Below are 25,827 nucleotides of genomic sequence, written 5' to 3'. Positions count from 1 at the left end.
GATGGAATGACGTATTATGTTACACAATAAAAAGCGCCTTATTTTCACCCTTACTGCTGCGGCAATTGCCGCTTCAAGCGCGTTACCTGCGCACTCCGCAGTTGTCGCTTCAATCAAACCTATAGGATTTATCGCAGCGGCTATCGCAGATGGCATTACGCCAGTTGAAGTATTGCTGCCTGATGGCGCATCAGAACATGATTATGCCTTACGTCCTTCCGATGTAAAACGTATTAAAAACGCAGACTTAGTGGTGTGGGCGGGGCCTGAAATGGAAGCTTTTCTCACCAAGTCAGCGGCCGAATTACCCGCCAATAAAAACCTGGAAATTGCCGCTTTGCCAGGTATAAAACCGCTTTTGATTAGCGGCGATGATGGCGATGAGGAACATGAGCACGGTCACGATCATGATCATGACTCAGAAAATTCCGAAGACCAAGACCCTTCTCATGCACATCACCACCACGGCCAGTTTAATATGCACCTGTGGATGTCCCCTGACATGGCCTTACAAACTGCGGTTGCAATCCATGGAAAATTATTGGAACTTATGCCGCAAAGCAAAGCCAAACTTGACGCTAATCTGCAGGAATTTAAGGCAGAATTAGCCGATGCAGACAAACACATCGGCGCGCAACTCGCGCCTGTGCGGAACAAGGGTTATTTCGTTTTTCACGACGCTTACAGCTACTTTGAAAAACATTACGGTTTGTCGCCTTTAGGGCATTTTACCGTCAATCCTGAGATCCAGCCGGGCGCCCAGCGTTTACATCAAATACGAACACAGTTGGTTGAGCAGAAAGCCGTTTGCGTTTTCGCTGAACCACAATTCAGACCGGCCGTCATCGATGCCGTATCCCGTGGAACTTCCGTCCGTAAAGGCACGTTAGATCCATTGGGAATGGACATCAGCTTATCCAAAGACAGCTACGTGAAATTCCTTTCACAGTTGTCGAGCCAGTATGCGAGCTGCCTGAATGGAGCATGAGGAATAGGTAAAAGTGCAGCAGATAGCCCGCTCTGTCGCCCTCGCATTTAATAATTTGCCGCGCCCCCACCGCGTTATGCTGGGTTCATTAACCGTTGTCACGTTGGCCGTCGCAGTATGGCGGCCTTACGTTTACCATCCACGTGATGTTGCGCCCATCGTGAAAACCATCGCGTTGGACAAAGACGAATTACGTACGCTGTTGCCAGAAGCCAGCGAGCCGATTGATCAGACAACTGAAGAACCGGCCGACGATATTCCTGCTGACGACATCGATAAAGACGTTCCGGACAATCCCAACGTACATGATTACACCGTCTCTTCAGGCGATACGCTGAGCAGCGCGTTAAATCAGTACGGTATTGAGATGGGCGACATCAATGCACTGGTCAGCAGCGATAAAGATTTGCGCAACATGCGCGTCGGCCAGCAACTGAGCTGGACGCTGGATGCGGATGGTCAACTGCAAACCTTCAGCTGGGAAATCGATCGCCGTGAAACCCGTACTTATCAGCGCGCTGACAACGGCAGCTTCAAGATGCAGCAGGAGCTGCAAAAGGGTGAATGGCGTAACAGCGTATTGAAAGGTGAAGTACGCGGTAGTTTTGCCGCCAGCGCCCAACGTGCGGGCTTAAGCAGCGCAGAAACCAGCAACGTCATTAAAGCGATGCAGTGGCAAATGGACTTCCGCAAACTGCGTGCCGGTGATGATTTCAGTGTGTTGATGTCACGTGAAATGCTCGATGGCAAAAGTGCTCAAAGCCAACTGCTGGGCGTGCGTTTACGCACCGGCGGCAAAGATTATTACGCCTTCCGTGCGGAAGACGGCAAGTTCTACGATCGCAATGCATCTGGGTTAGCACGTGGCTTTATGCGTTTCCCAACGGTTAAGCAATATCGTGTCTCCTCCAACTTCAATCCGCGCCGCCTTAACCCGGTAACCGGCCGCATCGCACCGCATAAAGGTGTCGACTTCGCGCTGCCGATTGGTACGCCAGTGTTAGCCGTGGGTGATGGTGAAGTGGTGATGGCGAAAAATGGCGGTGCTGCCGGAAATTACGTGGCAATTCGTCACGGTCGTCAGTACATGACGCGTTATATGCACTTGAGTAAAGCGCTGGTGAAACCGGGCCAAAAAGTGAAACGCGGCGATCGTATTGCGCTGTCGGGTAACACCGGACGTTCAACCGGCCCACATCTGCACTATGAAGTATGGATCAACAATCAGGCAGTGAATCCATTGACGGCAAAACTGCCGCGCATGGAAGGGCTGACCGGTAAAGATCGCAGCACTTACATGGCGCAAGTCAAAACCTGGTTGCCGCAGTTGACGTTGAAATAACGCATTATTGCGCGTAACACTAAAAAACCGACGGATTCTTCGTCGGTTTTTTGCTATCTGGCGCATGAAGATTGCAAAATTAACCATCGTCACTATTATTGACCGGTCATTGTCAGAGGCGAGTGCATGGAAACCCGAAAGAAAAATAACAGTGAGTTTATTCCCGTTTTTCAACGTTCTTTTTTAAAGCCGAAATACTGGGGAAGTTGGTTGGCGATTGGTGCGCTGGCCGGCATGGCATTACTTCCCGCTAAAGTGCGCGATCCGATTCTGGGCGGATTGGGCAAGTTCGCCGGTAAACTGGCGAAAAGTGCGCGCCGCCGTGCGCTGATCAATCTCTATTATTGCCTGCCGGAATTGAGCGAAGCGCAGCGCGAAGAGATTGCTGATCGTATGTTTGCCACCGCACCGCAGGCGATGGCGATGATGGTTGAACTCGGATTACGCAATCCCGAACATGTGCGTAAGCGCATTGACTGGCACGGCCGGGAAATCATCGAGCAACTGCAGGCGAACAAAGAGAACGTTATTTTCCTTGTGCCGCATGGTTGGGGTGTGGATATTCCGGCGATGCTGCTGGCGTCTGAAGGTCAGATGATGGCGGCGATGTTCCACAATCAAAGCGATCCGTTAATGGATTATTTGTGGAATACCGTGCGACGCCGTTTTGGTGGCCGCATGCATGCGCGTAATGACGGCATTAAGCCGTTTATCGCTTCGGTGCGTCAGGGTTATTACGGCTATTATCTGCCGGACCAGGATCACGGCCCGGAACACAGCGAGTTTGTGGATTTCTTTGCCACTTATAAAGCAACGTTGCCGGCAGTCGGTCGCCTGATGAAAGTGTGCCGTGCACGCGTGGTGCCGCTTTTCCCGGTGTATAACAGCGAAACCCATCGTCTGGAAATCTATGTGCGTCCGCCTATGGATGACTTGCTGGATGCCGATGACAACACGTTGGCACGCCGCATGAATGAAGAAGTAGAAGTGTTTGTGCGCCCACATCCAGAACAGTACACATGGATTTTAAAGCTGCTGAAAACGCGTAAGGAAGGTGACATCGAACCTTACGCGCGCAAAGATCTTTATCCTAAGAAGTAAACGTAGGGTCGCCATTCATGGCGACCAGGTGCGCATCACTGCGCACCTTACATTACACTGCTGCCACATGACTGCGACGCTTACGCTCGCGCAGGAACAGCGTCACCAGCCCAAACCACAATACGCCAGCCACGAAGTTAATCCCGCTAAACCACGGTGTTCCGCCGCTGAAGTAGCCGCTTTTCGCCAGCTCAATCCCGACTGCTAAGGTCAGAATACTGATCATGCCGAGCATCGCCGCCACGCTACCTTTGCCTTCATTACTTGAGTAAAGCGTCAGTCGGTACAGACCGGCATTCACCATGCCCGCGCCAAAAGCGTACAGACTTAAACCGGCGGTCAGTAGCAGATAGGTGTGGCTATCCAGCAAGTTAGCCAGCAGCGAAATGCTCAGACCAATCAGGATTGGCCACGCAGCAAATTTCACTGGCTGCTCAATCGGCACGCGTCCTGCCAGTTTGCCCAGCGTGATATTGCCGGCAATCATCGCCAGGAACACCGGCAACTGCAGCAGCGCATACTGCATGCGCGACAATCCTTCATCGTGCATCAGAATCACTGGCGACAGCGCCACCCACGTCAGGATCGGGATAAACACCAAACCAATGGCAAAGGATCCGTACATCACCTGACGATCGCGCGCCAAACGCGCATAGCCGCGCGCCAGCGTTGGCAGAGCGATAGAGTGACTGCGGTCGCCAGCCGTTTCCGGCATCACGCGCCACAGCAGGGCAAACGCAATCACGCTGCAAATCGCAAACAGCCAGAACATGCTGCGCCATTCGCCAACGGTAAGCCATGCCGCACCGGCCAGCGGGCCCGCTAACGGTGCCAGCAGCGCAACGTTGGCCATCAACGCCATCATGCGCACCGCCAGCGCTTCGTCAAAGGCTTCCTGCACCGCCGCATAACTGACTGCGCCAATAAAGCACAGGCTAATGCCCTGCACAAAACGCAGCGCGACAAACTCTTCGATACTGCTGACCCAAGTCGTCAGAATACAGGCCGCTGCGAAGAACAGAATGCCAAACAGCAGTACCGGCCTGCGGCCATATTTGTCTGAGAGCGGACCGAGCAGCCATTGCAGCACCACGCCGCCCATCAGATACGCGGTTAACGAGGTAGAGACCCATTCCGGGCCGACGCTGAATTCAGACGTCACCAGCAGCATGCCGGGCTGAATCATGTCATGCGCGATATAGGTGGCGAACTCAAATAGCACCAGCGCGAGCGGAAACAGCAGCACGCGCCCGGTGAGTTGAGTAATAGGTTGATAGCGGGCCATCTGGCCTCCTTGTCAAAAAAATAAAAACGCGACTGCCAGGCAGTCGCGTTTGTCCATGTTGTTACAGCCGCTGTCGGTGGTGCGTATTAATCTACGCGCAGTACACGGCTGGTATTGGTGGTGCCAGTGGTCGACATCACGTCACCCTGGGTAACAATCACCAGATCGCCTGAAACCAGGAAACCTTTCTCGCGCAGCAGGTTAACTGCATCATGCGCGGCGGCAACACCATCATTATTGCTGTCGAAGAACACCGGTGTAACACCACGGTACAGTGCGGTCAGGTTCAGGGTACGTTCATGACGTGACATGGCGAAGATCGGCAAACCGGAAGTGATACGTGAAGTCATCAGCGCGGTACGGCCCGATTCAGTCATGGTGATGATGGCCGAAACCCCTTGCAGATGGTTGGCAGCATACATCGCCGACATGGCAATCGCTTCTTCCACGTTATCGAACTGCACTTCCAGGCGATGCTTAGAAACGTTAACGCTCGGGATTTTCTCTGCGCCGAGGCACACTTTCGCCATCGCGGATACGGTTTCAGCCGGATACTGGCCTGCAGCCGTTTCCGCCGACAGCATCACCGCATCGGTACCATCCAGCACGGCGTTCGCCACGTCCATGACTTCGGCACGCGTTGGCATTGGATTGGTGATCATCGATTCCATCATCTGCGTTGCGGTGATGATGGTGCGGTTCAGCTGGCGCGCGCGACGGATCAACGCTTTCTGAATACCCACCAGCTCAGGATCGCCAATTTCTACCCCCAAATCGCCACGCGCAACCATCACCACGTCAGAGGCGAGGATGATGTCATCCATCGCTTCCTGTGAGGCAACGGCTTCAGCACGTTCCACTTTCGCCACCAGTTTGGCATCGCAGCCGGCGTCGCGCGCCAGACGGCGTGCGTAATTCATATCTTCGCCGTTACGTGGGAAGGAGACGGCCAGATAATCCACGCCGATTTTCGCGGCGGTAACGATATCAACCTTGTCTTTTTCGGTCAGCGCGTCGGCAGAGAGGCCGCCACCAAGTTTGTTGATGCCTTTATTGTTGGAGAGCGGGCCACCGACGGTAACTTCGGTGAACACTTTTACGCCCTGAACTTCCAACACTTTCAACTGTACGCGACCGTCGTCCAGCAGCAGGATGTCGCCTGGCACCACATCTTCTGGCAGGCCTTTATAGTCGATACCGACCTTTTCTTTGTCGCCTTCGCCTTTACTTAAGTCGGCATCCAGCAGGAAACGATCGCCGACGTTAAGGAACACTTTGCCTTCTTTGAAGGTTGAGACGCGAATTTTTGGACCTTGTAGGTCGCCAAGGATCGCCACATGACGTCCCAGTTTCGCCGCGATTTCACGGACTTTGTTGGCGCGCTGCTGATGATCTTCCGGTGTGCCGTGGGAGAAGTTGAGTCGTACAACGTTAGCACCCGCCGCGATGATTTTTTCGAGGTTGTTGTCGCGATCGGTGGCTGGACCGAGGGTTGTAACGATCTTGGTTCTTCTGAGACGTCTGGACATGAAGGACTCCGTTAGCAAAGTATCGTGTCGCTCTCAAGTGACACGTAGTGTTCATCTATTCTATATGATCGATGGGCTGTGATTCGACTCACATTGTGAATGTGATGTTAATTATTTTCCTGCGCCTGTTTCTCCAGGCGTGAATCTTTCAGCGCTTCTTTCACCCGTTTCAAATTTTCACGGAAAGCGGCGCCGCGCTCAAGGGTAAACCCTGTCGCCAGAACATCAATCACGGTTAATTGCGCGAGGCGGGAAACCATTGGCAGGTAGATATCGGTATCTTCGGGCACGTCGAGCGTCAAAGCCAGCGTGGCTTCGGCCGCCAGCGGGGAACCCGGAGAAGTGATAGCCAGCACAGTGGAAGCGTTTACACGCGCCAGGCGAGCCAGTTCTACCATATTTTTGGTGCGACCAGTATGTGAGATGAGAACAAACACATCATTTGGACCACTATTTATGCAACTCATGCGCTGGATCACAATATCCTCTGACCAGATGACCGGCAGATTAAAACGCAAAAATTTATTGGTGGCGTCGTGGGCGACCACGGCAGAGGCACCAAGGCCAAAGAAGGCAATTTTATGGGCGTTTGATAATGCCTGAACGGCCTGGCGAATAATCTGAGAATCGAGTTGCTGGCGGACGCGGCTAAGGCCGGCTAACGCGGAATCAAAAATTTTGTGGCTATAACTTTCCACACTGTCATTTTCTTCCACATCGCGGCTCACCCAGTTCGGGCTTTTCACCAGGCTCTGTGCGAGCTGCAATTTGAAGTCAGGAAAGCCGCGCGTGCCCATACGATGGCAGAAGCGATTCACCGTCGGTTCGCTGACGTCAGCGGCGCGTGCCAGCGTGGCGATGCTGGAGTGCATCGCCTGCTGCGGCGCAGCGAGAATTTGTTCTGCGACTTTACGTTCTGATTTACTTAACGCATCGAGTTGCGCCTGAATTTGTTCCAGCATGGTTTAACCTAATGAGCGTCAATCACTTTTCCGCGTTCATCAATCAATGAAATCGCTGCCAATTCCCAAGAATATACCGTGTAATAGCACCTCGCACGCAGCGGAGGACAAATGTAAACGCGAATTTTTTGCGATACTTTGATCGCTGACGTGTTTTGCCACGACAAATATCGAAACAGAAAATGTGCTCAAATGGCACGCTACAACACACTTAACACCTTTATTACGTTCACAGTTAACGCCAGCAAAACGCGGTGTTCGGGTTGTCCTGGACCGGCGAAAAACGTACATTGTGCTGTAAGAAAATTACAATAAGGACCTGGCGTGATGAGAACGCTCAAGCCGGGTATATCCTGCAACGAGGAGAGGAAAATGGCGGTTACACAAACAGCCCAGGCATGCGATCTGGTGATTTTCGGTGCCAAAGGCGATTTAGCGCGCCGTAAACTGTTGCCATCACTGTATCAGCTGGAAAAAGCCGGTCAGATTCATGAAACCACTCGCATTATTGGCGTGGGTCGCGCGGATTGGGACAAAGCCGCGTACACCAAAGTGGTACGTGAAGCGCTGGAAACCTTCATGAAAGAGAAGATCGATGAAGCGCTGTGGGACACGCTCAGCAGCCGCCTCGACTTCTGTAACCTCGACGTAAATGACACCTCGCATTTCACCAAACTGGGCAAAATGCTTGACCAGAAAAACCGCGTCACCATCAACTACTTCGCCATGCCGCCAAGCACCTTTGGCGCGATCTGTGACGGTTTGGGCGCCGCCAAACTGAATGCCAAACCGGCACGCGTGGTGATGGAAAAACCGCTCGGCACCTCATTGGAAACCTCGCAAGAGATCAATGACAGCGTTGGCAAATATTTCGAAGAAGGTCAGGTTTTCCGTATTGACCACTATCTTGGTAAAGAGACAGTGCTTAACCTGCTGGCGCTGCGTTTTGCCAACTCCATCTTCGTCAACAACTGGGACAACCGCACCATCGATCACGTGCAGATCACCGTGGCGGAAGAGGTCGGTATCGAAGGCCGTTGGGGTTACTTCGACAAAGCTGGCCAGATGCGTGACATGATCCAGAACCACTTGTTGCAGATCCTCACCATGATTGCCATGTCGCCGCCATCCGATCTGAGTGCGGATGCGATTCGTGATGAGAAAGTGAAAGTGCTGCGCTCACTGCGCCGTATTGATCAAACCAACGTACGCGATAAAACCGTACGCGGTCAGTACACCGCCGGTTTTGTGCAGGGCAAGAAAGTGCCGGGCTATCTGGAAGAAGAGGGCGCGAACAAGCAGAGCGCCACCGAAAGCTTCGTGGCTATCCGCGTGGATATCGACAACTGGCGCTGGGCTGGCGTGCCGTTCTATCTGCGTACCGGCAAGCGCTTGCCAACCAAATGCTCTGAAGTGGTGGTGTACTTCAAGAATCCTGAGATGAACCTGTTCAAAGATTCTTACGCTGAACTGCCGCAGAATAAGTTGACCATTCGTCTGCAGCCAGACGAAGGCGTGGATATCGAAATCCTCAACAAAGTGCCGGGACTCGACCACAAGCATAAACTGCAGACCACCAAGCTGGATCTGAGCTACTCCGAAACCTTCAACCAGTCGCATCTGGCCGATGCTTATGAGCGTCTGCTGCTGGAAACCATGCGTGGTATTCAGGCGCTGTTTGTGCGCCGTGATGAAGTGGAAGCGGCATGGGGCTGGGTGGATTCCATTATCGATGCCTGGAATGCCGATGCCGAAGCACCGAAGCCGTATCAGGCGGGAACGTGGGGACCGGTTGCCTCTGTCGCGATGATTACCCGCGATGGCCGTTCCTGGAACGAGTTTGAATAAAGACCTAATGCTGAGCCCGCCAATGCGCGGGCTTTTTTTCGGCCAAAATTCATTTTTCTTAAAAGTGAACCTGAGTTTCAAAAAATTTTGATATCCGATGGACGCCGCTCAAGCCGATCTTGTATGGTAGAGCCCAATTATTGACAGCGTGGTTTAACGCCGGGCTGATGCAACCAAGGAAACGTGATGAAGAACTGGAAAACAAGTGCTGAACAGATCCTGAAAACTGGCCCGGTCGTGCCGGTCATCGTGGTGAACAAACTGGAACACGCGGTGCCGATGGCAAAAGCGCTGGTGGCGGGCGGTGTGCGTGTGCTGGAAGTCACGCTGCGTACTCCGGTGGCGATGGACGCACTGCGCGCCATGATTAAAGAAGTACCGGAAGCGATTGTTGGTGCGGGCACGGTGATCAACACCCAGCAACTGAAAGAAGTCACTGACGCCGGTGCGCAGTTTGTTATCAGTCCAGGATTGACGGAATCGCTGCTTAAGGCTGCGGTTGAAGGTCCGGTGCCATTGATTCCAGGTATCAGCACGGTTTCAGAACTGATGACCGGCATGGATTATGGCCTGCGTGAATTCAAATTCTTCCCGGCAGAAGCCAATGGTGGCGTGAAAGCATTATCTGCGATTGGTGGTCCGTTCCCGCAGGTGCGTTTCTGCCCAACCGGCGGCATCTCGCCAGCCAACTACCGTGATTATCTGGCGCTGAAAAGCGTGCTGTGTATTGGCGGTTCGTGGCTGGTACCGAATGATGCGCTGGAAAGCGGTGACTGGGATCGTATTACGCGTCTGGCGCGTGAAGCGGTTGAAGGGGCACGCGCATAACGGCGTTTATTGGATTGCCATTGATGGCGTAAAGCTTGCCAGTTAAGTGTGAATCGGTCGCCATGAATGGCGACCCTACGGTAATGTGGCGGGTTTTTGGTAGGGTCGCCATTCATGGCGACCTCTCAACTTACATTTAACCTTCCACTTTCACCGCTGCCGCACTGGCAACGGCGCGCGCGATAGCGTCATCGGTGTTTTCACCGGTTGCCAAAGCCACACCCAAACGGCGCTGACCGGCAATTTCCGGCTTACCAAACAGGCGCAGCTGCAATCCGGCACCCAGCGCGGCTTCGATATTCCCGAATTGCACGTTCTGGCTGTTCAGCTCAGGCAAAATCACAGCCGACGCTGCAGGACCGTATTGACGGATACCGCCAATTGGCAGACCGAGGAAGGCGCGCACATGCAGCGCAAATTCGGACAGATCCTGCGAAATCAGCGTTACCATGCCGGTATCGTGCGGACGCGGCGATACTTCGCTGAACACCACTTCATCACCGCAGACGAACAGCTCCACACCAAACAGGCCGTATCCGCCAAGCGCTTTCACCACGTTAGCGGCGATATCTTGCGCGCGTTGCAGCGCCAGTTCACTCATTTGCTGCGGCTGCCATGATTCACGATAATCGCCATCTTCCTGACGATGACCAATCGGCGCGCAGAAGTGGATGCCATCCACCGCGCTGATGGTCAGCAGGGTGATTTCGAAATCAAACTTCACCACGCCTTCAACGATCACGCGGCCCGCACCGGCACGTCCGCCTTGCTGCGCATAATCCCAGGCTTTGTCCAGCTGGCTGGCTTCACGAATAAAGCTCTGGCCTTTACCGGATGAGCTCATCACCGGCTTAACGATGCACGGGAACCCAATCGCTTCAGCGGCGGCGACAAAATTCTCTTTGCTGTCAGCAAACTGGTAAGTCGAGGTCGGTAACGACAACTCTTCCGCTGCCAGACGACGAATGCCTTCGCGGTTCATGGTCAGACGTGCAGCGCGTGCGGTCGGCACCACTTTCTGACCTTGGGCTTCCAGCTCCAGCAGTTTTTCGGTGGCGATGGCTTCAATTTCTGGCACCACGAAGTGCGGCTTTTCCTGGGCAATCAATGCGGCCAGCGCGTCGCCGTCCAGCATGTTGATTACATAGCTGCGATGCGCCACGTGCATCGCTGGGGCATCGGCGTAACGATCCACCGCGATCACTTCCACACCCAGACGCTGGCACTCGAGTGCCACTTCTTTGCCTAATTCGCCTGAACCTAACAGCATGACACGCGTAGCGGCAGGGCGCAGCGCGGTTCCGAGAGTCGTCATAATTTCACCTTAGCAGTCAAAATGCGCGCGCAGTATAAACGAAAACGTTTGCGTACTCACGCTTTCGCCACGATCAGGTTTGCCATACTTTTCCCGCTCTGACGTTAACTGACACAGCCTACGGCAGCATGGAGAACGGAAAATTAAACGGGAGTTAAACGATGAGTAATTGGCTACAGCAAATTCAATCGGTGCTGGCGAAGAAGGGCGGTGGCGGAAAGTCGGGCGGTTTAAGTGACATGCTGGCACCCGGCGCATTAGGCGGGCTGGCGGGATTGCTAGTGGGCAGTAAATCCACGCGTAAGTTGCTGACCAAATATGGCGGCAAAGCCTTGTTGTTGGGCGGCGGCGCGGCGGCGGGCGCGCTGCTGTGGAACAAATACAAACAGCGCATACGTGAAACCCATCAGGACGATGCGGGCTTCGGCCAGCTGCAAACGCCGATGGACCAACGCGCAGAGCGATTAGTCACGGCGCTGGTGTTCGCGGCGAAAAGTGACGGTCACATTGATGATCAAGAACGCATCGCGATTGAGCAAAACATCCAGCAGGCGGGCTACGGCGCGCAAGCCGAAGCGCTGATTCAGCAGGCGATGAATCGCCCGCTCGATCCCAACTGGCTGGCCGCCGATGTCAAAAACGAAGAAGAGGCGCTGGAGCTCTATTTCCTCAGCTGTGCCGCCATTGATGTCGACCACTTTATGGAGCGCAGTTATCTCTCCGCGCTCGGCGATGCGCTGAAAATTCCCCAGGATGTGCGCGACGATATTCAACGTGATATCGATGCGGAAAAAGCCGCGTAATCCATTACGAAGGTTGCATCCGCAGCCTTCGTTTTCCCTGTCTGGCTTGCCCTGCGCAAAGTGATGCTGCGTGCAGCTTGGCATCGCACGCGATTAGTGCCACGCTTGCTGAATGTTGTCCTTCAGGGAGAAGAGCCTAATGAATCAGCCACACGCGAAAAAAATTCCCCATGCCATGAATCTGCACGGTGAAACGCGCATCGATAATTATCACTGGTTACGTGATGACGACCGCGAGAATCCAGAAGTGCTGGCCCATCTGCACGCCGAAAATGATTATGGCCGCGCCATGATGGCGTCGCAGAATCCGCTGCAGGAACGGGTGTTGAAAGAGATCGTCGACCGTATTCCGCCGCAGGATCACTCGGTGCCCTATGTGAAAAATGGTTATCGCTATCAAAGCCGCTATGAAGTGGGCAATGAGTATCCGGCTTATTTCCGTCAGCCAGTGGACGCGCCGGCTGATGAGCCTTGGCAGCTGCTGCTCGATGGTAACCAACGCGCCGCGCACAGTGATTTCTACACCATGGGCGCGCTGGCGATTACGCCGGACAATCAGGTGATGGCGTTAGCGGAAGATTTCCTGTCGCGCCGTCAATACGGCATTCGCTTCCGTAATCTGCAGAGCGGCAGCTGGTATCCGGAAGTGCTGACCAATGCATCATCCAGCGTTGCCTGGGCCAATGATTCGCGCACGCTCTACTACGTGCGTAAGCATCCGAAAACGCTGCTGGCGTATCAGGTGTGGCGTCATGAGCTGGGACATCCGCAATCTGACGATCAGCTGGTGTATGAAGAGAAGGATGACGCCTTCCACCTAAGTGTGCACAAAACCACCTCCGAGCACTTCATTCTGATTGCGTTATACAGCACCAACACCAGCGAGATTCTGCTGATCGACGCCGAGTATCCGGATGCGCAGCCGCAAACGTTTTGTCCGCGTCGCCGCGACCATGAATACAGCATCGATCACTACAATCATCAGTTCTACATTCGCTCGAATCGCGACGGCAAAAACTTCGGCCTCTATCGCAGCGCGTGGCTGGCGGAAGCGCGCTGGCAATCGCTGATCCCGGCGCGAGACAACGTGGTGCTGGAGGATTTCCAGCTGTTCCGCCATTGGCTGGTGGTGGAAGAGCGTCAGCACGGTGTAAACACCTTACGGCAGATTAACTGGGAGAGCGGCGAAAGCTTTGGCATCGCCTTTGACGATCCGGCCTATGTCACCTGGCTGGCTTACAACCCTTCGCCGGAAAGCGACACCTTGCGCTACGGCTACTCTTCCATGACCACGCCAACCACCTTGTTTGAACTAAACATGGAAACCGGCGATCGCCGCGTGCTTAAGCGTACGCCGGTGCCGGGCTTTAAATCTGAGGATTATAAAAGCGAGCATCTGTGGATTACGGTGCGCGATGGAACGGAAGTACCGGTTTCGCTGGTCTATCACCGCAAGCATTTCCAGCGCGGCAACAATCCGTTGCTGGTATACGGTTACGGCGCTTACGGCAGCAGCATGGATGCCAGCTTTGGCACCAGCCGCATCAGCTTGCTGGAACGCGGATTCGTCTACGCCATTATTCACGTGCGTGGCGGCGGCGAACTCGGCCAGCAATGGTATGACGGTGGCCGGCTGAAGAATAAAATCAACAGCTTCACTGATTTTATTGATGTCACCGAAGCGCTGGTGGAGAAAGGGTATGGTAATCGCCAGCAGCTCTACGCGATGGGCGGCAGCGCCGGAGGATTACTGATGGGCGGCGTGGTGAACATGGCGCCGGATCTTTTCCACGGCGTGGTGGCGCAGGTGCCGTTTGTGGATGTGGTCACTACGATGCTCGATCCGACGATTCCGCTGACCACCGGCGAATACGATGAGTGGGGCAATCCTGAACAGGCGGAGTTTTATCACCTCATCCGCCAATACAGCCCGTATGACAACATCGAGGCCAAAGCCTATCCGCATTTACTGGTTACCACCGGCCTGCACGATTCACAGGTGCAGTATTGGGAACCGGCCAAATGGGTAGCAAAATTGCGCGAGCTTAAAACCAACGATTCGCTGCTGTTACTCTGCACTGAGATGGATTCTGGTCACGGCGGCAAATCGGGGCGTTTCAAAGCGTATGAAGGTGTGGCGCAGGAGTTCACTTTCCTAATCGGTCTGGCGCAGGGCAGCTTGCCAGACCGCGTCGATTACTGATCGCTCTTCACGTACTTGCGCAGCGCCTGCCGTAACGGTGGGCGCAAATCGCGCACATTTTCCAGCACCCAACGCAGATAGCCGGGATCTTTACGCGCGATGCTGCCAATGCTCTGACCGCGATATTTGCCGAACGGGAACACATCGCCGCTCACCGGCGCGGGCTGGCATAAATTCGCCATCTGCTCGGCGTTCCAGCCTGAGGTTTCCATAATGCGGATCAGCAGCGCAGCGGTGACGTAGCAGTCATACAATGCGCGGTGCGCATGCAGTTCGGCCGGTGGTGTGACATCCAGCTTCAGGCTGTGGCGCAGCGCCTGATTGCCGTACTTAATGCCTGGCCACAGTTGACGCGCCAGCGTCATGGTGCAGATCCATTCGCCTGGCATCGTAGGCAACATGCGACGATCAAAGCTGGCGTTGTGTGCCACATAATGCGGGCTGCCATGATAGCGGCCAATCGCTTCTTCAATGGTGGGTTTGCCCACCACCATCGCTTCCGTAATGCGATGTACCGCCATCGCCTGACGGCTGATGGGGCGATCCGGGCAGATCAAATCACTCATCGGATTAACGATCTGACCATCAATGACATCCACCGACGCCACTTCCACTACGCCGCCCTGCAGGCCGCAGGTTTCGGTATCAATAACACGTAACATAAATTACTTCTGCTTAGGTTCGTAGGGCAGGCGCGACAGGCTAAGCGAAGCCTGGCGATAATTCATTAAGCGCTGACGAAACCAGTCACGCAGCGCTTCGGGTTGCTCGCGTTCCACCATTTCGGCAATCACCGGCATATTGTAGCGCTCTTTAAATGCAACGCCCGCGGCGGCCAGATCGACATTCACTTTGTCTTTCTCTTCCTGCGAGAGCAGGGCAAGGTTTTGGCTCATGCTTTTCTCCTGATAAACAGGGGCAAAAGTAATGGTTTCGGACCCTGGGATCAAGGGGATTGGATCGCACCGCAAGTCTCGACACCTGCGGATCGGCGGCGTATCCTGCTGCCACGTTTACGGTGGTTTGCCGTATTTAAAAGGGAAGAAGTCATGAAGAAAACTGCGTTCAACTCGGTCGTCGCGCTACTTCTGGCGTCATCAACGCTGGCCTTCAGCCAGTTTGCCATGGCGCATGCTCACCTGAAAACACCGGTTCCAGCCGATAAAGCGGTGGTGAAAACGTCCCCGCAGAATTTAACGCTGACCTTTACCGAAGATGTTGAAGCGGCGTTCAGTGGCGTGGATGTGCTCAATGCTCAACATCAGCCGGTGGCGATCGGAAAAGCCGAACTCAACGATAAACAACACGATCAGTTGATTGTGCCGATCAGCCAGCCGCTGCCATCGGGCAATTATCAGGTTAACTGGCATGTGCTGTCCGTTGATGGGCATAAAACCAAAGGCAGCTACAGCTTCAGCGTGAAGTGATTGATGAGTTTGAGCACGCTGTGGATTGGCTTGCGAGCGCTGCATTTTTTGTCGGTGCTGCTGCTCGCCGGTAGCGCCTTCTATACCGCGCTGCTGGCGCCGCGCCGCTATCGTCCGCTGCTATCACAACGTTTAGGTTTAATTTTACGTACCAGCGCACTGCTGAGTTTGTTCAGCGCGCTGTTGATGCTGGCAACACAAACCGGCTTGATGAGCGGCGACTGGCGAAATGTAAGTGACAGCGCAACCTGGCAAGCGGTGCTTAGCACGCGCTTCGGTCAGGTTTGGCGCTGGGAAATTGCTTTCGCACTGCTGAGCACGTTGGCGCTGCTGCTGCGTGGCACACTGCGGCAAAATCTGCTGCTGTGTAGCGGCCTCTTGCAGCTGATGGCTTTAGCCGGCGTGGGGCATGCCGCGATGCGCGATGGCTGGCCTGGATTGCTGCAGCAAGGCAATCACGCACTGCATTTAATTGCAGCTGCATTCTGGACGGGCGGTTTACTGCCGCTGTTAGTGCTGATGCGTGAAGCACGGCAGATTGCCTTTCGCACTGATGCGATCCGCTGCATGATGCGCTTCTCGCGTTACGGCCACCTGGCGGTGGCGCTCGCGCTGCTGACGGGCACGATTAATAGCCTGCTGATTGCCGGTTCACCGCTAAATTGGCAAGCCACGCTGTGGAGCGAGCTGCTGGTGGTGAAAGTGCTGCTGGTCATGCTGATGATCGCTATCGCGTTAACCAATCGTTATCTGCTGGTGCCGCGCTTTCGCCTGGCGGCCAGCAATACAGCGCATCTGTTTATTCGCCTGACGCAGCTTGAGCTGCTGCTGGCCGTTCTTGTTATTGGGTTGGTGAGTGTGTTTGCCACACTGTCACCGGCCTGAATGTGTCATTAAAGAAGATGAAATGAGGTCGATATTTTGCTGAAGAAACTGATTCCAGCTTGCGTATTGATGGCGCTGTGCAGCCAGGCGATGGCGGCACAGATTATTACCGTCAGCCGTTTTGAGATTGGAAAAGATAAATGGCCCTTCACCCGCGAAGAGGTGATGTTGACCTGCGAGAAAGACGGCGCGTTGTTCGCGATTAATCCGGGCACGCTGCTGCAGTATCCGCTTAACGATAAAGCCCTGGCGCGCAAAACTGCCGGGCAGGGCACGCTGCAATCGATCGACACCATCGTCGCCGTTGATAAAGCTCATCCCGGTCAGAAAATGAGTCTGCAGCCGATCATCGATCGCGCCCAGCAACTGTGCGATAAGTAATCCCCTAATTTTTCAGGCGTAGCGCACATTTTTGCCGCTACGCTTGCTTCCTTGTTCTGTCAGCACGATCACAGAGTTGTCACCTTTCCGTATCAAACCTCCATATTGGCTGGAAAACCACCAATCCTGGTCTACCTTTAAATGGCAAGGCGTCCTCGCCTGCAAAAATGCCAACTTTTAGCGCACGGCTCTCAAAGAGCCATTTCCCTGGACCGAATATAGGAATCGTATTCGGTCTTTTTTTGTCTCTTTTTTACGTTCTAAATTCAAAAAACCATTATCACTAACCGAGAATTAAATATTCTTTTCGCTTGCTAGTATCGAAAATAAATGCGTTAATGCTTCGTCGGTCTGAATAGCAGACAGTTAGAAGGTTAGTTCCCATTGTATTTCTCATCCCAGTTAGTGCCGCTTCAAGCCCTTTCTCTTTGAGTCTTATCCTAAGTTCTGATTCGTATCTGCAACTCGGCCCTTACGCCAATAGGCTCATTTAAAAGGTAAAAATTATGTCTAATAAAATTCTTGGAACGGTAAAATGGTTCAACTCTGAAAAAGGCTTCGGCTTTATTTCTCCTGAAAATGGCAGCAAGGACGTTTTCGTCCACTTCTCAGCCATTCAGGGCACTGATTATCGCTCACTTGATGAAGGTCAGCGTGTTGAGTTTTCAGTTGAAGATGGTCCTAAAGGTCCGTCTGCAACAAATGTATTAGGTCTGTAATTATTCGTATTTATCATCGTTTAAGATGTCCGCATTGCCAGAGTTCACAATATCGCACCTCCGCGTTCGATATTACTAAAATGAACCCACATGGCGCTAAATGCATTTTCTGCAAATCATCAATGATTATGTTGAAAACTGCATAATAACGGATATTCTGCCCTGATAATTATTAGGGCTTATCAGGTAATTGCCTGATATCAGAATTATTAGCACTGCTTAGGCAGTGCTTTTTTATTTTTAAATACCCATCTTAACGTTACTTATTCCCCCGATCGTCATCTCTCCCAGATGCTACAGTTTCTCGTAATAAATCGCCGCTTTAGTGAGAATCTTGCAAGATGTACAAGCCTGTTATTCTGATCGCCATGCTGCTGAGTGGCTGCGCGCTGAAACAATATCCGCAGTCTGCCAATGTGAGCGATGCCGAAGCACAAACCTACGACTGTGCAGCACTAAATCTGGAGATTGCTAAAAGTCAAAGTGTTAAGCAGCAGATCGATAAAACTGGCGAGTTTGATGCGCTGACAGTCCTCGGCTTCGTTGGGGATTTTGGTATCGGTAACGGCATTGCGAAAGCCAGTGCGAACAATAAGGCTGCAGCGCGTTTACAGCAGTTGGAAAATCTCAAGGCTGTGCGTTGCGAGCATAACGCGACTTGATGATGACTGGACGGGAAATAATCAGCAGAAAAGGTGCGGTCATATAGCTGCAGTCAGTCTGTGCGAAAAATGGTATAACGTTGGCGCATCTGATTAATGGCCGGATAAGGATCCTTCATGGCAAATACACAATATCTTCTCTGGGTAATGATTGGCACCCTAACGCTGCTTTGTATCTTTATTGGTGTAGTAGTTGGCCGCGCCAAAACGCCGCGTATTGGGACGCTGACATTTGCCGGTTTAATAGCCTTCTTCTTGCTAGCGATCTTTTTAATCACGCGCTAGTACGCAATGCCCCCTGAATGTCACAAATAGCGTCGCAGGGATATGTAAAAGGCTGCAGTGTGCAGCCTCAAGACAACGTCACAACGGTTTACGCGCCGCCAGCAAAAACATCATCGGACGATCGCGTTCTTCCGCCAGGGCGGGATTCAGCGCAACCATCTCTTCGCTCGGTCCCCATTCATCGAGATGCACGATCTCAAATCCTGCGCCGATCACTGCATTGATCCAGGTTGACAGCTTGCGATGCTGCTTCTTCACGCCATCGGCAAACCAGTTGCTGATGCGCTCGCCTTCCTGCTGATAATGATTTACCGGCCAATTGCGCTGCTGGTGCTCATCTACAATCCATTGCTGTTGTGCAGGCGCGGTGTAAATAGGATGTTCACAGGAAAACACCAGCGCGCCACCCGGCGTGATTGCCTCAAACAGGGTTGCGAAGAGCGCGTCAATATTGGTGAGGTAGTGCAGCGCCAGTGAGCTGTAGGCGAGATCATAAGATTCACTCAGATGCAGCGTTTCTAAATCGGCGCGCTGGTAGCGAATCTCCGTTCCCTGCGTCATGGTTGCGGCCTGCGCCAGCATCTTCTCGGAAACGTCGAGTCCCAGCACGTCGCGCGCGCCTTGCTGCTGCGCGTATCGGCAAAACCAGCCGTAGCCGCAGCCTAAATCGAGAACACGTTTATCCTGCAGGTCAGGCAGTAATGCACGCAGTGCGGGCCATTCTGGCGCGCCGTCTAATCCCTTAACGGAACGTGGCAAGGTGGCGTAACCGGCAAAAAAGGTAGGATTGTCGTAAATATTCTGACTCATACAGGCTCCTTTATATGATGCGCACAGGAGTTTAGGCGTTTAGCGCGGAATGTAAAGTCGCGTAATTATCCCACAAATAACAGATGTACCAGACGAGCGAGTGATTCCAGTAGCAGCAAGCTACCAATGAAAATAACGATTAACACACCAATGAATTGCTTCCGTCCGCTCATGCTGTTCCCTCCGCTGGCTAAACCTGACCGGACTATACTTTATGCCGGGCTCACTAAACTTCCAGTCAACCGGGGAAGATTACATGCTTTACCAAAAGGTAAACACGCAAATGTGGCGAAAGATTTGGGTGGTGGGCGATCTGCACGGTTGCCGCGCCCAACTCGATGCGCAACTGCAGAAGCGGGATTTCGATAAGCAGCAGGATTTATTGCTGTCGGTGGGCGATTTAATCGATCGCGGGCCGGACAGTCCTGGCTGTTTAGCGCTGATGCAGGAACCCTGGTTTCGCTGCGTGCGCGGCAATCATGAGCAGATGGCGCTCGCTGCGCTGGATGGGCGAGATCAAACCTTATGGATGATGAACGGCGGCGAGTGGTTTTGGCAGTTGAAGGGCGCAAAATTAATTGCTGCGCGCCATGCGTTGAAACGCTGCGCTGAGTTACCGTTGATCCTGCATCTGGATTTCGGCGATCGCGTGGTGGTCATTGCCCACGCCGATTATCCAGCCAGCCATTATGCGTTGGGGCAGGATGTTGACTGGCAACAAGTGGTGTGGAGTCGCGATCGGCTGGGACGCCATCAACGCGGCAGTTCAGCCCACATCGATGGCGCCAGTGATTTCTACTTCGGCCACACGCCGTTAGAACAACCGCTCAATGTGGCGAATCAGCATTACATCGATACTGGCGCGGTATTCGGCAATCATCTTACTCTGGTGCAATTGCAGTAACGTTTAACGGAACAGACGCCCGTCGCGCACCAGTTCACGCGGATAACTGTTTTTAATGCGATTACCCACTTTCTTTGCCAATCCCAGCGGCTGCTGCTGATAGGTGACGATCACTTCATCCCGATTGGGCAAGCTTTCCGGATGAATATCCTGACCGCGATACCAGGTTTCCGCTTCTGCATCGGTGAGTTCGAAATCCAGCGCGCTGCCTGGCTGCGACAGCGCCACCACAGCTTCATGTTGCCAGCGATAGCCTTTCGGGAAGGTTTCTGCCAGCTTAAGGCCGATGCGCGAGAAACGCACTTTGCCCAGCCAACTCTCCAGCGCCGCCGGGAACAGCCACAGCTCCTTATCGCGCTGCCACAGCGTGTGGTTCTCATCCCACTGCAAGCCGACTTTTGCCGCCGCCTGCTGCACTTCGGCGCTCAGCTTGCGGCTGGCCGGAGAGAAGGGCAGTTTGCCAACTTTATAGGTTGGCGTGGGCAACGCGGGAATGCTGGCTGTTTTACGCAGACGCGCGACGAAGAAACCTTCACTATCGAAAATCTGCGGGAACACGTGCAGGTAACCTTCGGCGGTTAACGCCTGATCGGCTCCGGCGAACAGGCCGTTCAGCGGTACGATTTCAACCGCATCGGGATAACGCTGTTGCAACCATTGAATCACCTGCTGATTCTCGATCTGATTCAGTGTGCAGGTGGAGTAAATCAGCGTGCCGCCGGGCTGCAAGGCATGGAAAGCGCTGTCGAGCAAATCGCGTTGGGTTTCCGCAATCGCTTCGGTGCTGGCCAGCGTCCAGTTACGCAGCGCGTCGGCATCTTTACGCACTACGCCTTCGCCAGAGCAGGGTGCATCAAGCAGAATGGCATCGAAACGCTCCGGCAGCGCGGCACCAAACACGCGACCATCAAAATGAGTCAGCGCCACATTGCTGACACCGCAGCGGCTGATATTAGCGTGCAGCACTTTAACGCGGCTGGCCGAGTATTCGTTCGCCAGAATAGCGCCTTCATTGCGCATCAGCGCGGCCATCTGCGTGGTTTTGGAGCCCGGTGCAGCAGCTACATCCATCACCTGACGCGCATCAGGTGCGGCATCAAACAGCGCGGTGACCGGCAGCATCGAGCTGGCTTCCTGGATGTAGAACAGCCCGCTCAGGTGCTCCGCCACGCTACCAAGCGGCAGCGATTCGTCATCACGCTCAATCCAGAATCCTTCGGCACACCACGGAATGGGCGATAAGCGCCAGCCATAGTCGGCGGTGCGGGCGAGGAAATCTTCCACGCTAATTTTTAAGGTGTTGACGCGTAAGCTGCGACGCAACGGTTGCTGGCTAATGGCGAGAAAGCGTTGCAGTTCGGCGTCGTCAGCAAGGCTGGCGCGCATCAGCGCGAGGAAATCTTCGGGAAAGCGATCGGACACGGGCATCTACCGGGAAACGAAATGAGCGCGAAGTGTAACACGCGAAAAAGAATCGGGCAGCCAGGCTGCCCGATTTGCTTAAGGTTGATTAGGGTCCGGAATCGCGGTGCCCCAGTCGCGCCACGCTTTCGGCGCTTCATCCTGTAGCAGGAAGTGTTTGTTGGCGCCGGCCTGCGGTGCTAATGGCACCGTCGGCGGTGTGGCAAATTGTACGCCGCCGCGAATGAACTGCTGGAAGGTGCCGGTTTTCAACACGCCGCCAATCAGACCGAAATCGAAGTTATAGCCGGAAGCCAGCCAGAACACCGAGTTGTTGCGCACCAGATGTTGATACTTCTTACTGATACGCAGCGCAATCTGCACGCGATCCGCCATATTGCCCAGCGACGTTCCGGTGACGGTGCCCACTTCAACGCCTCGGAACAGTACTGGCGTGCCCACCGACAGCGATCCGGAGTCAGCGGCATCGACATAAATCGTCAAGCCGTTCAGGTAGCGTGAATCGGTGATGGTGCTTTCCTGCAGTTCAAAAGTGCGCGCCGGAGCACCTTTGCCCGGATCGACGTTGAGATAAGGCTGCAACAGCGTTTCGATATGATTCACGCCCGCCGCAGAAATCTCCGGTGATACCACCGAGAAGCGGCTGCCGATGCGTGCGAAGTCCTGCACGTATTCCGGATAAAGCACCGCTTTGGCGACAACCTGATTGTTATCCGAACTCAACGCCAGTGATTCAACCTGGCCAATGTTGATGCCGAGATAGCGAATCGGCATGCCCGCCGCCAGTTTGCTGGCATCAAAGGTGTGCAAGGTAATCTGGCTGCCAACTGCACGCGCGGCAGTTTCTGAGGCGTACAGCACGCGCTTAACGCCTTTCGCGGCCTGCGCGCCGGTCAGATTATCGAAGCTGATAGCACCTTTCAGCGCACGGTTGAGCGGAGATGCTTGTACCGTCAAGCCGCTGCCGTTGAGCTGCACTTTGGCGCCGCCTTCGGCCCAGAACACACTTTCGCTAGTGAGCAGCTTGCGATACTGCGGCTGGATGTGAATCGAGATTTCAAACGCATCCGCGCGCGGCACCACATCCACCACTTCACCGACCTGGAATTTGCGGTACAGCAGCACCGAACCGGCCTGCACATCTGGCAAGCTGTTGGCGGTAAGTTTCAGCGTGGTCGGCGGCTGTTCGCCCACGATGCCTTCCTGGGCCCGCTCCGCATCGGCATATAAAGGATAACGACTGGATGGATTACCTTTCGCGCCTGGAATCAGACGAATGCCGCCATCGACCCATTCGCGCGCGCTGGCGCCCAGCACCTGCATACCGTCGAGGCCAAACTTCACATCGAGGCGGCTATTCACCACAAATTTGCTATCGGCGTGCACCAGATTACGGTGTTCCGGGTTGATAGCTGCGACAAAGCTGATGCCATTCTCATCCAGCGTGCGTGAAATCACCTGGCCGATTTTCATGCCATACAGCATCACCGGCTGGCCGGCATCGATGCCGTAGGTTTCCGGCGCGCTGAGTTTTACCGTCAGCACGTCAGGTTTTTGCAGCAAGGTTTCGCTGGACGGTAACACAGTGAAGTGATCCTGCGGTTCGCCTTCGCCTGGCACCAGTTCGAAGGTATTGCCGGTTAACAGGCTGCTAAGATTGGTATCGGTCAGGCTGATCTTCGGCGTGCGCATCTCAATGCGCGTTCCGCTGCGCATCAAACCGGTTACTGAAGGATCGACCGTTAACTCGCCGGTGACTTTGCCGCCATCCAGCAGGTTGAGTTTGGTTAAGGTACCGACTTCAAGTCCCTGATACATCAGCGGCGTGCTATCGGCTTTCAGATTATCGCCGCTCGGCAAATCCAGTTTCACTTGCACGCCGCGCTGACTGCGCGCCAAATCCGGATAGAGCTGGTAATTGGCATCTACCTGAGCTTGCTCACCGTCATTGGGCGAATCGAAGGCAATCGCACCGTTCACCAACGCGGCCAGGCTTTCCAGCTTCACTTTGGCACCGCTCAGGCTGACATCCGCATCGACGCCGGAGACATTCCAGAAGCGGCTCTGCTTTTTCACCAGATTGATAAAGCGGCGCTCAATCAGCACATCAATGGTGACGCCATCGGTGCTGTTGTTCAGGCTGTAGTCATAGACGCGACCCACCGGAATTTTGCGGTAGTAGACCAGCGAACCGGTGTTAAGCGAGCCGAGATCCGGCGCACGCAGGTGGATCAATAGCTCACCGGTATTGACGCGATATTTCGGTTGGGTATCGAGCGCGGTGAAGTGATCGCTCTCTTTACCTTTGCCCGGCATCATGCCGATGTAGTTACCGCCGACCAGCGCATCAAGCCCGGAGACGCCCGCCAGCGACGCTTTCGGCGTCACCAGCCAGAATTGGGTGTCTTCACGCAGTGCATCGCGCATGTCGCTTTTGATGCTGGCCTTAATCTGGATGCTGCGATAGTCATCACTCAGCACAATGCCTTGCACCGTGCCCACTTCAACGCCCTGATAGCGAATGGGTGTGCGGCCTGGCACAATCCCGTCGGCGGTCTGGAAGTTAATGGTGATCGTCGTACCGCGCTCCTGATAATTGGTCCACAACAGCCAGCCAGCAATCAGCAGGGCGATGATGGGCAATAACCAGAACGGCGAAATCTTGCGCTTGTTGCGTAGATTGGCGCTAGTCGGTGTAGTCGGCGTTTCCTGTTGCATGTGCATCCCAGATCAGGCGGCTATCAAGCCACTCTACAGCCATAATGGTCAGAACAACGGCGGCACCAAAATAGAAGGCGGCCGGTCCCATGGTAAAAGCCAGAAGCTGGTCACGATTGACCAGCGACATGGTTACAGCAATCACGAACAGATCCAGCATCGACCAGCGGCCCACCCATGTGACGGCGCGCAGCAGGCGAATGCGGGTTTTTAAACCTTGTTCGCATTTGAAATGAATGCTGATCAGCAAGGTCAGCATCACTAACACTTTGGTAAAGGGCACCAGAATACTGGCGATAAACACCACGGCGGCGACCGGTATATTGCCCGATGCCAATCCCAGAATGCCGGAGAATATGGTGTCTTCACGGCGTGCGCCATTCACGTACACCACCGAAATCGGCAGCAAATTGGCGGGGATCAGCAGCACAATTGAGGCGATGAGCGCTGACCAGGATTTCTGCAAACTGTGGCGGCGGCGATAGTCGAGCGGCGTGTGGCAACGTGTGCAGCGCCCACGCTCATCGGCTACACCGGTTTGATGGCAGTTAAGGCACACTTGCCACTCTTCGGGCGGGGAAGTGGGCATCGCTTGCGGATAGTACTGTTCCCACAGTTGCTCAACGTTTAGATGAATCAGCGTCAGCAAGCTGAGCACCGTCAACGCGATATAAGCCACTAAACCGTAGCCCACCTCCAGCGAGGCGTAATCTTGCACCTTGATTGAGGCCACCGCCACGCCGACCAGATAGATATCCAGCATCACCCACTCTTTGAGCTTATCCATCATCAGCAGGACAGGGCGCAGGTTCATACCCAGCGCGTTGCCCAGCCAAAGATAGAGGATGCCGACGACCAGCGTGACCGGCGCGCCAATGGTGCAAAACGCCACCATCGACGCGGTTAACGTGTCGCCCTGCTGCGCCATCTGAATCACGCCCTCCACCAGGCTGGCGTTAATGCGCATGCCAAGCAGGCGAATATCGACCAGCGGCAAGCTAAAGGCGAACGGCATCAGCACGATCATCACCACCGCCATGGCGGTGAGTCGCGTCATCGACCAGTCACGGCCGCTCTGAATTTGTGCATGGCAGCGAGGGCAATAGGCTGTCTGATGCGATTTCACATCCGGTAAGGAAAAAAGGGTATCGCATTGCGGACAACGCTGATAACGTGCGTGGGGCAACGTCTGGCTGATAGCGTGAATTTTCATAGGTGACGCAAGTGCCCATCGTTCGTTACGTTTACCGGCATGCTGAGTAGCGCAAATTTGCCTGCAATATTCGGTGGTACCAGAATACTCTTATCCACCGACTGCTAAGGGTATAGTAACTAACAGAATGATTCACCTTATGCGCCTGGATTATTAGTGCTTATTTTAACAACTGAGTGACAACAAGGTCACCACAG

At 54.1% G+C, this 25,827-nt stretch carries 25 protein-coding genes; 15 read left to right on the top strand and 10 right to left on the bottom strand.

Features of this window, described 5'->3' with window-relative positions:
* The first annotated feature begins 16 nt into the window (after positions 1 to 16).
* The 3 genes from znuA (at position 17) to lpxM (ending at position 3,431) form a co-directional block, all read left to right on the top strand.
* A complete protein-coding gene (znuA, locus tag NR302_RS10905; RefSeq protein WP_258143445.1) occupies positions 17 to 988 on the top strand; it encodes a zinc ABC transporter substrate-binding protein ZnuA in 972 nt (323 codons plus the stop codon).
* A 13-nt stretch (positions 989 to 1,001) separates the two neighbouring features.
* A complete protein-coding gene (gene mepM / locus NR302_RS10900; RefSeq protein ID WP_008110476.1) occupies positions 1,002 to 2,330 on the top strand; it encodes a murein DD-endopeptidase MepM in 1,329 nt (442 codons plus the stop codon).
* A gap of 126 nt (positions 2,331 to 2,456) precedes the next feature.
* Positions 2,457 to 3,431 carry a lauroyl-Kdo(2)-lipid IV(A) myristoyltransferase gene (gene lpxM / locus NR302_RS10895; protein WP_258143444.1) on the top strand — a complete coding sequence of 325 codons (975 nt, stop codon included), beginning with the start codon at positions 2,457 to 2,459 and terminating at the stop codon, positions 3,429 to 3,431.
* 52 nt (positions 3,432 to 3,483) lie between these two features.
* Here the strand turns inward: lpxM and NR302_RS10890 are convergent, their stop codons facing one another.
* The 3 genes from NR302_RS10890 to NR302_RS10880 all read right to left on the bottom strand — a co-directional run bounded on the left by NR302_RS10890 (position 3,484) and on the right by NR302_RS10880 (position 7,207).
* Entirely contained in the window at positions 3,484 to 4,716 is a 1,233-nt protein-coding gene (locus tag NR302_RS10890) for an MFS transporter (RefSeq protein ID WP_154156406.1), read from the bottom strand.
* Between the two features lie 86 nt (positions 4,717 to 4,802).
* Positions 4,803 to 6,245: a pyruvate kinase gene (gene pyk, locus NR302_RS10885; protein WP_008110470.1), complete on the bottom strand. Its 1,443-nt coding sequence runs from the start codon at positions 6,243 to 6,245 to the stop codon at positions 4,803 to 4,805.
* 107 nt (positions 6,246 to 6,352) lie between these two features.
* Positions 6,353 to 7,207, bottom strand: a complete 855-nt coding sequence (locus NR302_RS10880) for a MurR/RpiR family transcriptional regulator (protein ID WP_008110468.1) — start codon at positions 7,205 to 7,207, stop codon at positions 6,353 to 6,355.
* 372 nt (positions 7,208 to 7,579) lie between these two features.
* On the opposite strand from NR302_RS10880, the gene zwf reads away from it, so the two are divergent.
* Both zwf and NR302_RS10870 read left to right on the top strand, forming a co-directional pair.
* The gene (gene zwf, locus NR302_RS10875; protein WP_061718590.1) at positions 7,580 to 9,055 is read left to right on the top strand and encodes a glucose-6-phosphate dehydrogenase; all 1,476 of its coding nucleotides are present in this window, start codon (positions 7,580 to 7,582) and stop codon (positions 9,053 to 9,055) included.
* Positions 9,056 to 9,241: 186 nt separating this feature from the next.
* Positions 9,242 to 9,883: a bifunctional 4-hydroxy-2-oxoglutarate aldolase/2-dehydro-3-deoxy-phosphogluconate aldolase gene (locus NR302_RS10870; RefSeq protein WP_008110463.1), complete on the top strand. Its 642-nt coding sequence runs from the start codon at positions 9,242 to 9,244 to the stop codon at positions 9,881 to 9,883.
* A gap of 136 nt (positions 9,884 to 10,019) precedes the next feature.
* Here NR302_RS10870 and purT read toward each other — a convergent pair whose 3' ends face one another.
* Positions 10,020 to 11,198, bottom strand: a complete 1,179-nt coding sequence (gene purT / locus NR302_RS10865; RefSeq protein ID WP_258143442.1) for a formate-dependent phosphoribosylglycinamide formyltransferase — start codon at positions 11,196 to 11,198, stop codon at positions 10,020 to 10,022.
* Positions 11,199 to 11,359: 161 nt separating this feature from the next.
* On the opposite strand from purT, the gene NR302_RS10860 reads away from it, so the two are divergent.
* Positions 11,360 to 12,001, top strand: coding sequence for a tellurite resistance TerB family protein (locus NR302_RS10860; RefSeq protein ID WP_258143441.1), 642 nt, complete (start codon positions 11,360 to 11,362; stop codon positions 11,999 to 12,001).
* A gap of 139 nt (positions 12,002 to 12,140) precedes the next feature.
* Positions 12,141 to 14,204 carry a prolyl oligopeptidase family serine peptidase gene (locus NR302_RS10855; protein ID WP_258143440.1) on the top strand — a complete coding sequence of 688 codons (2,064 nt, stop codon included), beginning with the start codon at positions 12,141 to 12,143 and terminating at the stop codon, positions 14,202 to 14,204.
* Here the strand turns inward: NR302_RS10855 and exoX are convergent.
* Both exoX and NR302_RS10845 read right to left on the bottom strand, forming a co-directional pair.
* Positions 14,198 to 14,866: an exodeoxyribonuclease X gene (exoX, locus tag NR302_RS10850; protein WP_008110459.1), complete on the bottom strand. Its 669-nt coding sequence runs from the start codon at positions 14,864 to 14,866 to the stop codon at positions 14,198 to 14,200. The genes NR302_RS10855 and exoX overlap by 7 nt on opposite strands.
* A 3-nt stretch (positions 14,867 to 14,869) precedes the next feature.
* The gene (locus NR302_RS10845) at positions 14,870 to 15,100 is read right to left on the bottom strand and encodes a DNA polymerase III subunit theta (protein ID WP_008110458.1); all 231 of its coding nucleotides are present in this window, start codon (positions 15,098 to 15,100) and stop codon (positions 14,870 to 14,872) included.
* A gap of 153 nt (positions 15,101 to 15,253) precedes the next feature.
* On the opposite strand from NR302_RS10845, the gene copC reads away from it, so the two are divergent.
* The 7 genes from copC to NR302_RS10810 all read left to right on the top strand — a co-directional run bounded on the left by copC (position 15,254) and on the right by NR302_RS10810 (position 18,563).
* Positions 15,254 to 15,631 carry a copper homeostasis periplasmic binding protein CopC gene (gene copC, locus NR302_RS10840; protein ID WP_258143439.1) on the top strand — a complete coding sequence of 126 codons (378 nt, stop codon included), beginning with the start codon at positions 15,254 to 15,256 and terminating at the stop codon, positions 15,629 to 15,631.
* Positions 15,632 to 15,634: 3 nt separating this feature from the next.
* Positions 15,635 to 16,516, top strand: coding sequence for a copper homeostasis membrane protein CopD (gene copD / locus NR302_RS10835; RefSeq protein WP_258143438.1), 882 nt, complete (start codon positions 15,635 to 15,637; stop codon positions 16,514 to 16,516).
* A gap of 33 nt (positions 16,517 to 16,549) precedes the next feature.
* Positions 16,550 to 16,897 (top strand): YebY family protein, encoded by a 348-nt coding sequence (locus NR302_RS10830; protein ID WP_036650191.1) that lies wholly within the window; start codon positions 16,550 to 16,552, stop codon positions 16,895 to 16,897.
* A 506-nt stretch (positions 16,898 to 17,403) separates the two neighbouring features.
* Complete coding sequence (locus NR302_RS10825; RefSeq protein WP_007889586.1) at positions 17,404 to 17,616, top strand: cold-shock protein; 213 nt, start codon at positions 17,404 to 17,406, stop codon at positions 17,614 to 17,616.
* A 2-nt stretch (positions 17,617 to 17,618) separates the two neighbouring features.
* Complete coding sequence (locus NR302_RS10820) at positions 17,619 to 17,762, top strand: cold-shock protein (RefSeq protein WP_085982370.1); 144 nt, start codon at positions 17,619 to 17,621, stop codon at positions 17,760 to 17,762.
* Positions 17,763 to 17,957: 195 nt separating this feature from the next.
* Positions 17,958 to 18,278: a hypothetical protein gene (locus NR302_RS10815; RefSeq protein ID WP_258143437.1), complete on the top strand. Its 321-nt coding sequence runs from the start codon at positions 17,958 to 17,960 to the stop codon at positions 18,276 to 18,278.
* Positions 18,279 to 18,395: 117 nt separating this feature from the next.
* Positions 18,396 to 18,563 carry a hypothetical protein gene (locus NR302_RS10810; RefSeq protein WP_258143436.1) on the top strand — a complete coding sequence of 56 codons (168 nt, stop codon included), beginning with the start codon at positions 18,396 to 18,398 and terminating at the stop codon, positions 18,561 to 18,563.
* Between the two features lie 78 nt (positions 18,564 to 18,641).
* On the opposite strand, the gene NR302_RS10805 is transcribed toward NR302_RS10810, so the two are convergent.
* On the bottom strand, positions 18,642 to 19,373 hold the full coding sequence (locus tag NR302_RS10805) for a bifunctional 2-polyprenyl-6-hydroxyphenol methylase/3-demethylubiquinol 3-O-methyltransferase UbiG (RefSeq protein ID WP_258143435.1): 732 nt from the start codon (positions 19,371 to 19,373) through the stop codon (positions 18,642 to 18,644).
* A gap of 256 nt (positions 19,374 to 19,629) precedes the next feature.
* Here NR302_RS10805 and NR302_RS10800 point away from each other — a divergent pair, with 256 nt between their 5' ends.
* Positions 19,630 to 20,277 (top strand): metallophosphoesterase, encoded by a 648-nt coding sequence (locus NR302_RS10800; protein ID WP_258143434.1) that lies wholly within the window; start codon positions 19,630 to 19,632, stop codon positions 20,275 to 20,277.
* Positions 20,278 to 20,280: 3 nt separating this feature from the next.
* On the opposite strand, the gene rsmF is transcribed toward NR302_RS10800, so the two are convergent.
* From rsmF to yebS, 3 genes are all read right to left on the bottom strand, one after another.
* Positions 20,281 to 21,705, bottom strand: a complete 1,425-nt coding sequence (rsmF, locus tag NR302_RS10795) for a 16S rRNA (cytosine(1407)-C(5))-methyltransferase RsmF (RefSeq protein ID WP_258143433.1) — start codon at positions 21,703 to 21,705, stop codon at positions 20,281 to 20,283.
* Positions 21,706 to 21,777: 72 nt separating this feature from the next.
* The gene (locus NR302_RS10790) at positions 21,778 to 24,417 is read right to left on the bottom strand and encodes a PqiB family protein (RefSeq protein ID WP_258143432.1); all 2,640 of its coding nucleotides are present in this window, start codon (positions 24,415 to 24,417) and stop codon (positions 21,778 to 21,780) included.
* Positions 24,386 to 25,630, bottom strand: a complete 1,245-nt coding sequence (gene yebS / locus NR302_RS10785; protein WP_008110430.1) for a membrane integrity lipid transport subunit YebS — start codon at positions 25,628 to 25,630, stop codon at positions 24,386 to 24,388. Before yebS ends, NR302_RS10790 begins: the two co-directional genes overlap by 32 nt.
* Positions 25,631 to 25,827 lie beyond the last annotated feature (197 nt).

This window comes from Pantoea sp. SOD02 (assembly GCF_024707505.1).
Lineage (GTDB): Bacteria > Pseudomonadota > Gammaproteobacteria > Enterobacterales > Enterobacteriaceae > Pantoea > Pantoea symbiotica.
The sequence above is the reverse complement of the archived record's forward strand: the minus strand, read 5'-3'. Positions and strand labels throughout refer to the sequence as shown.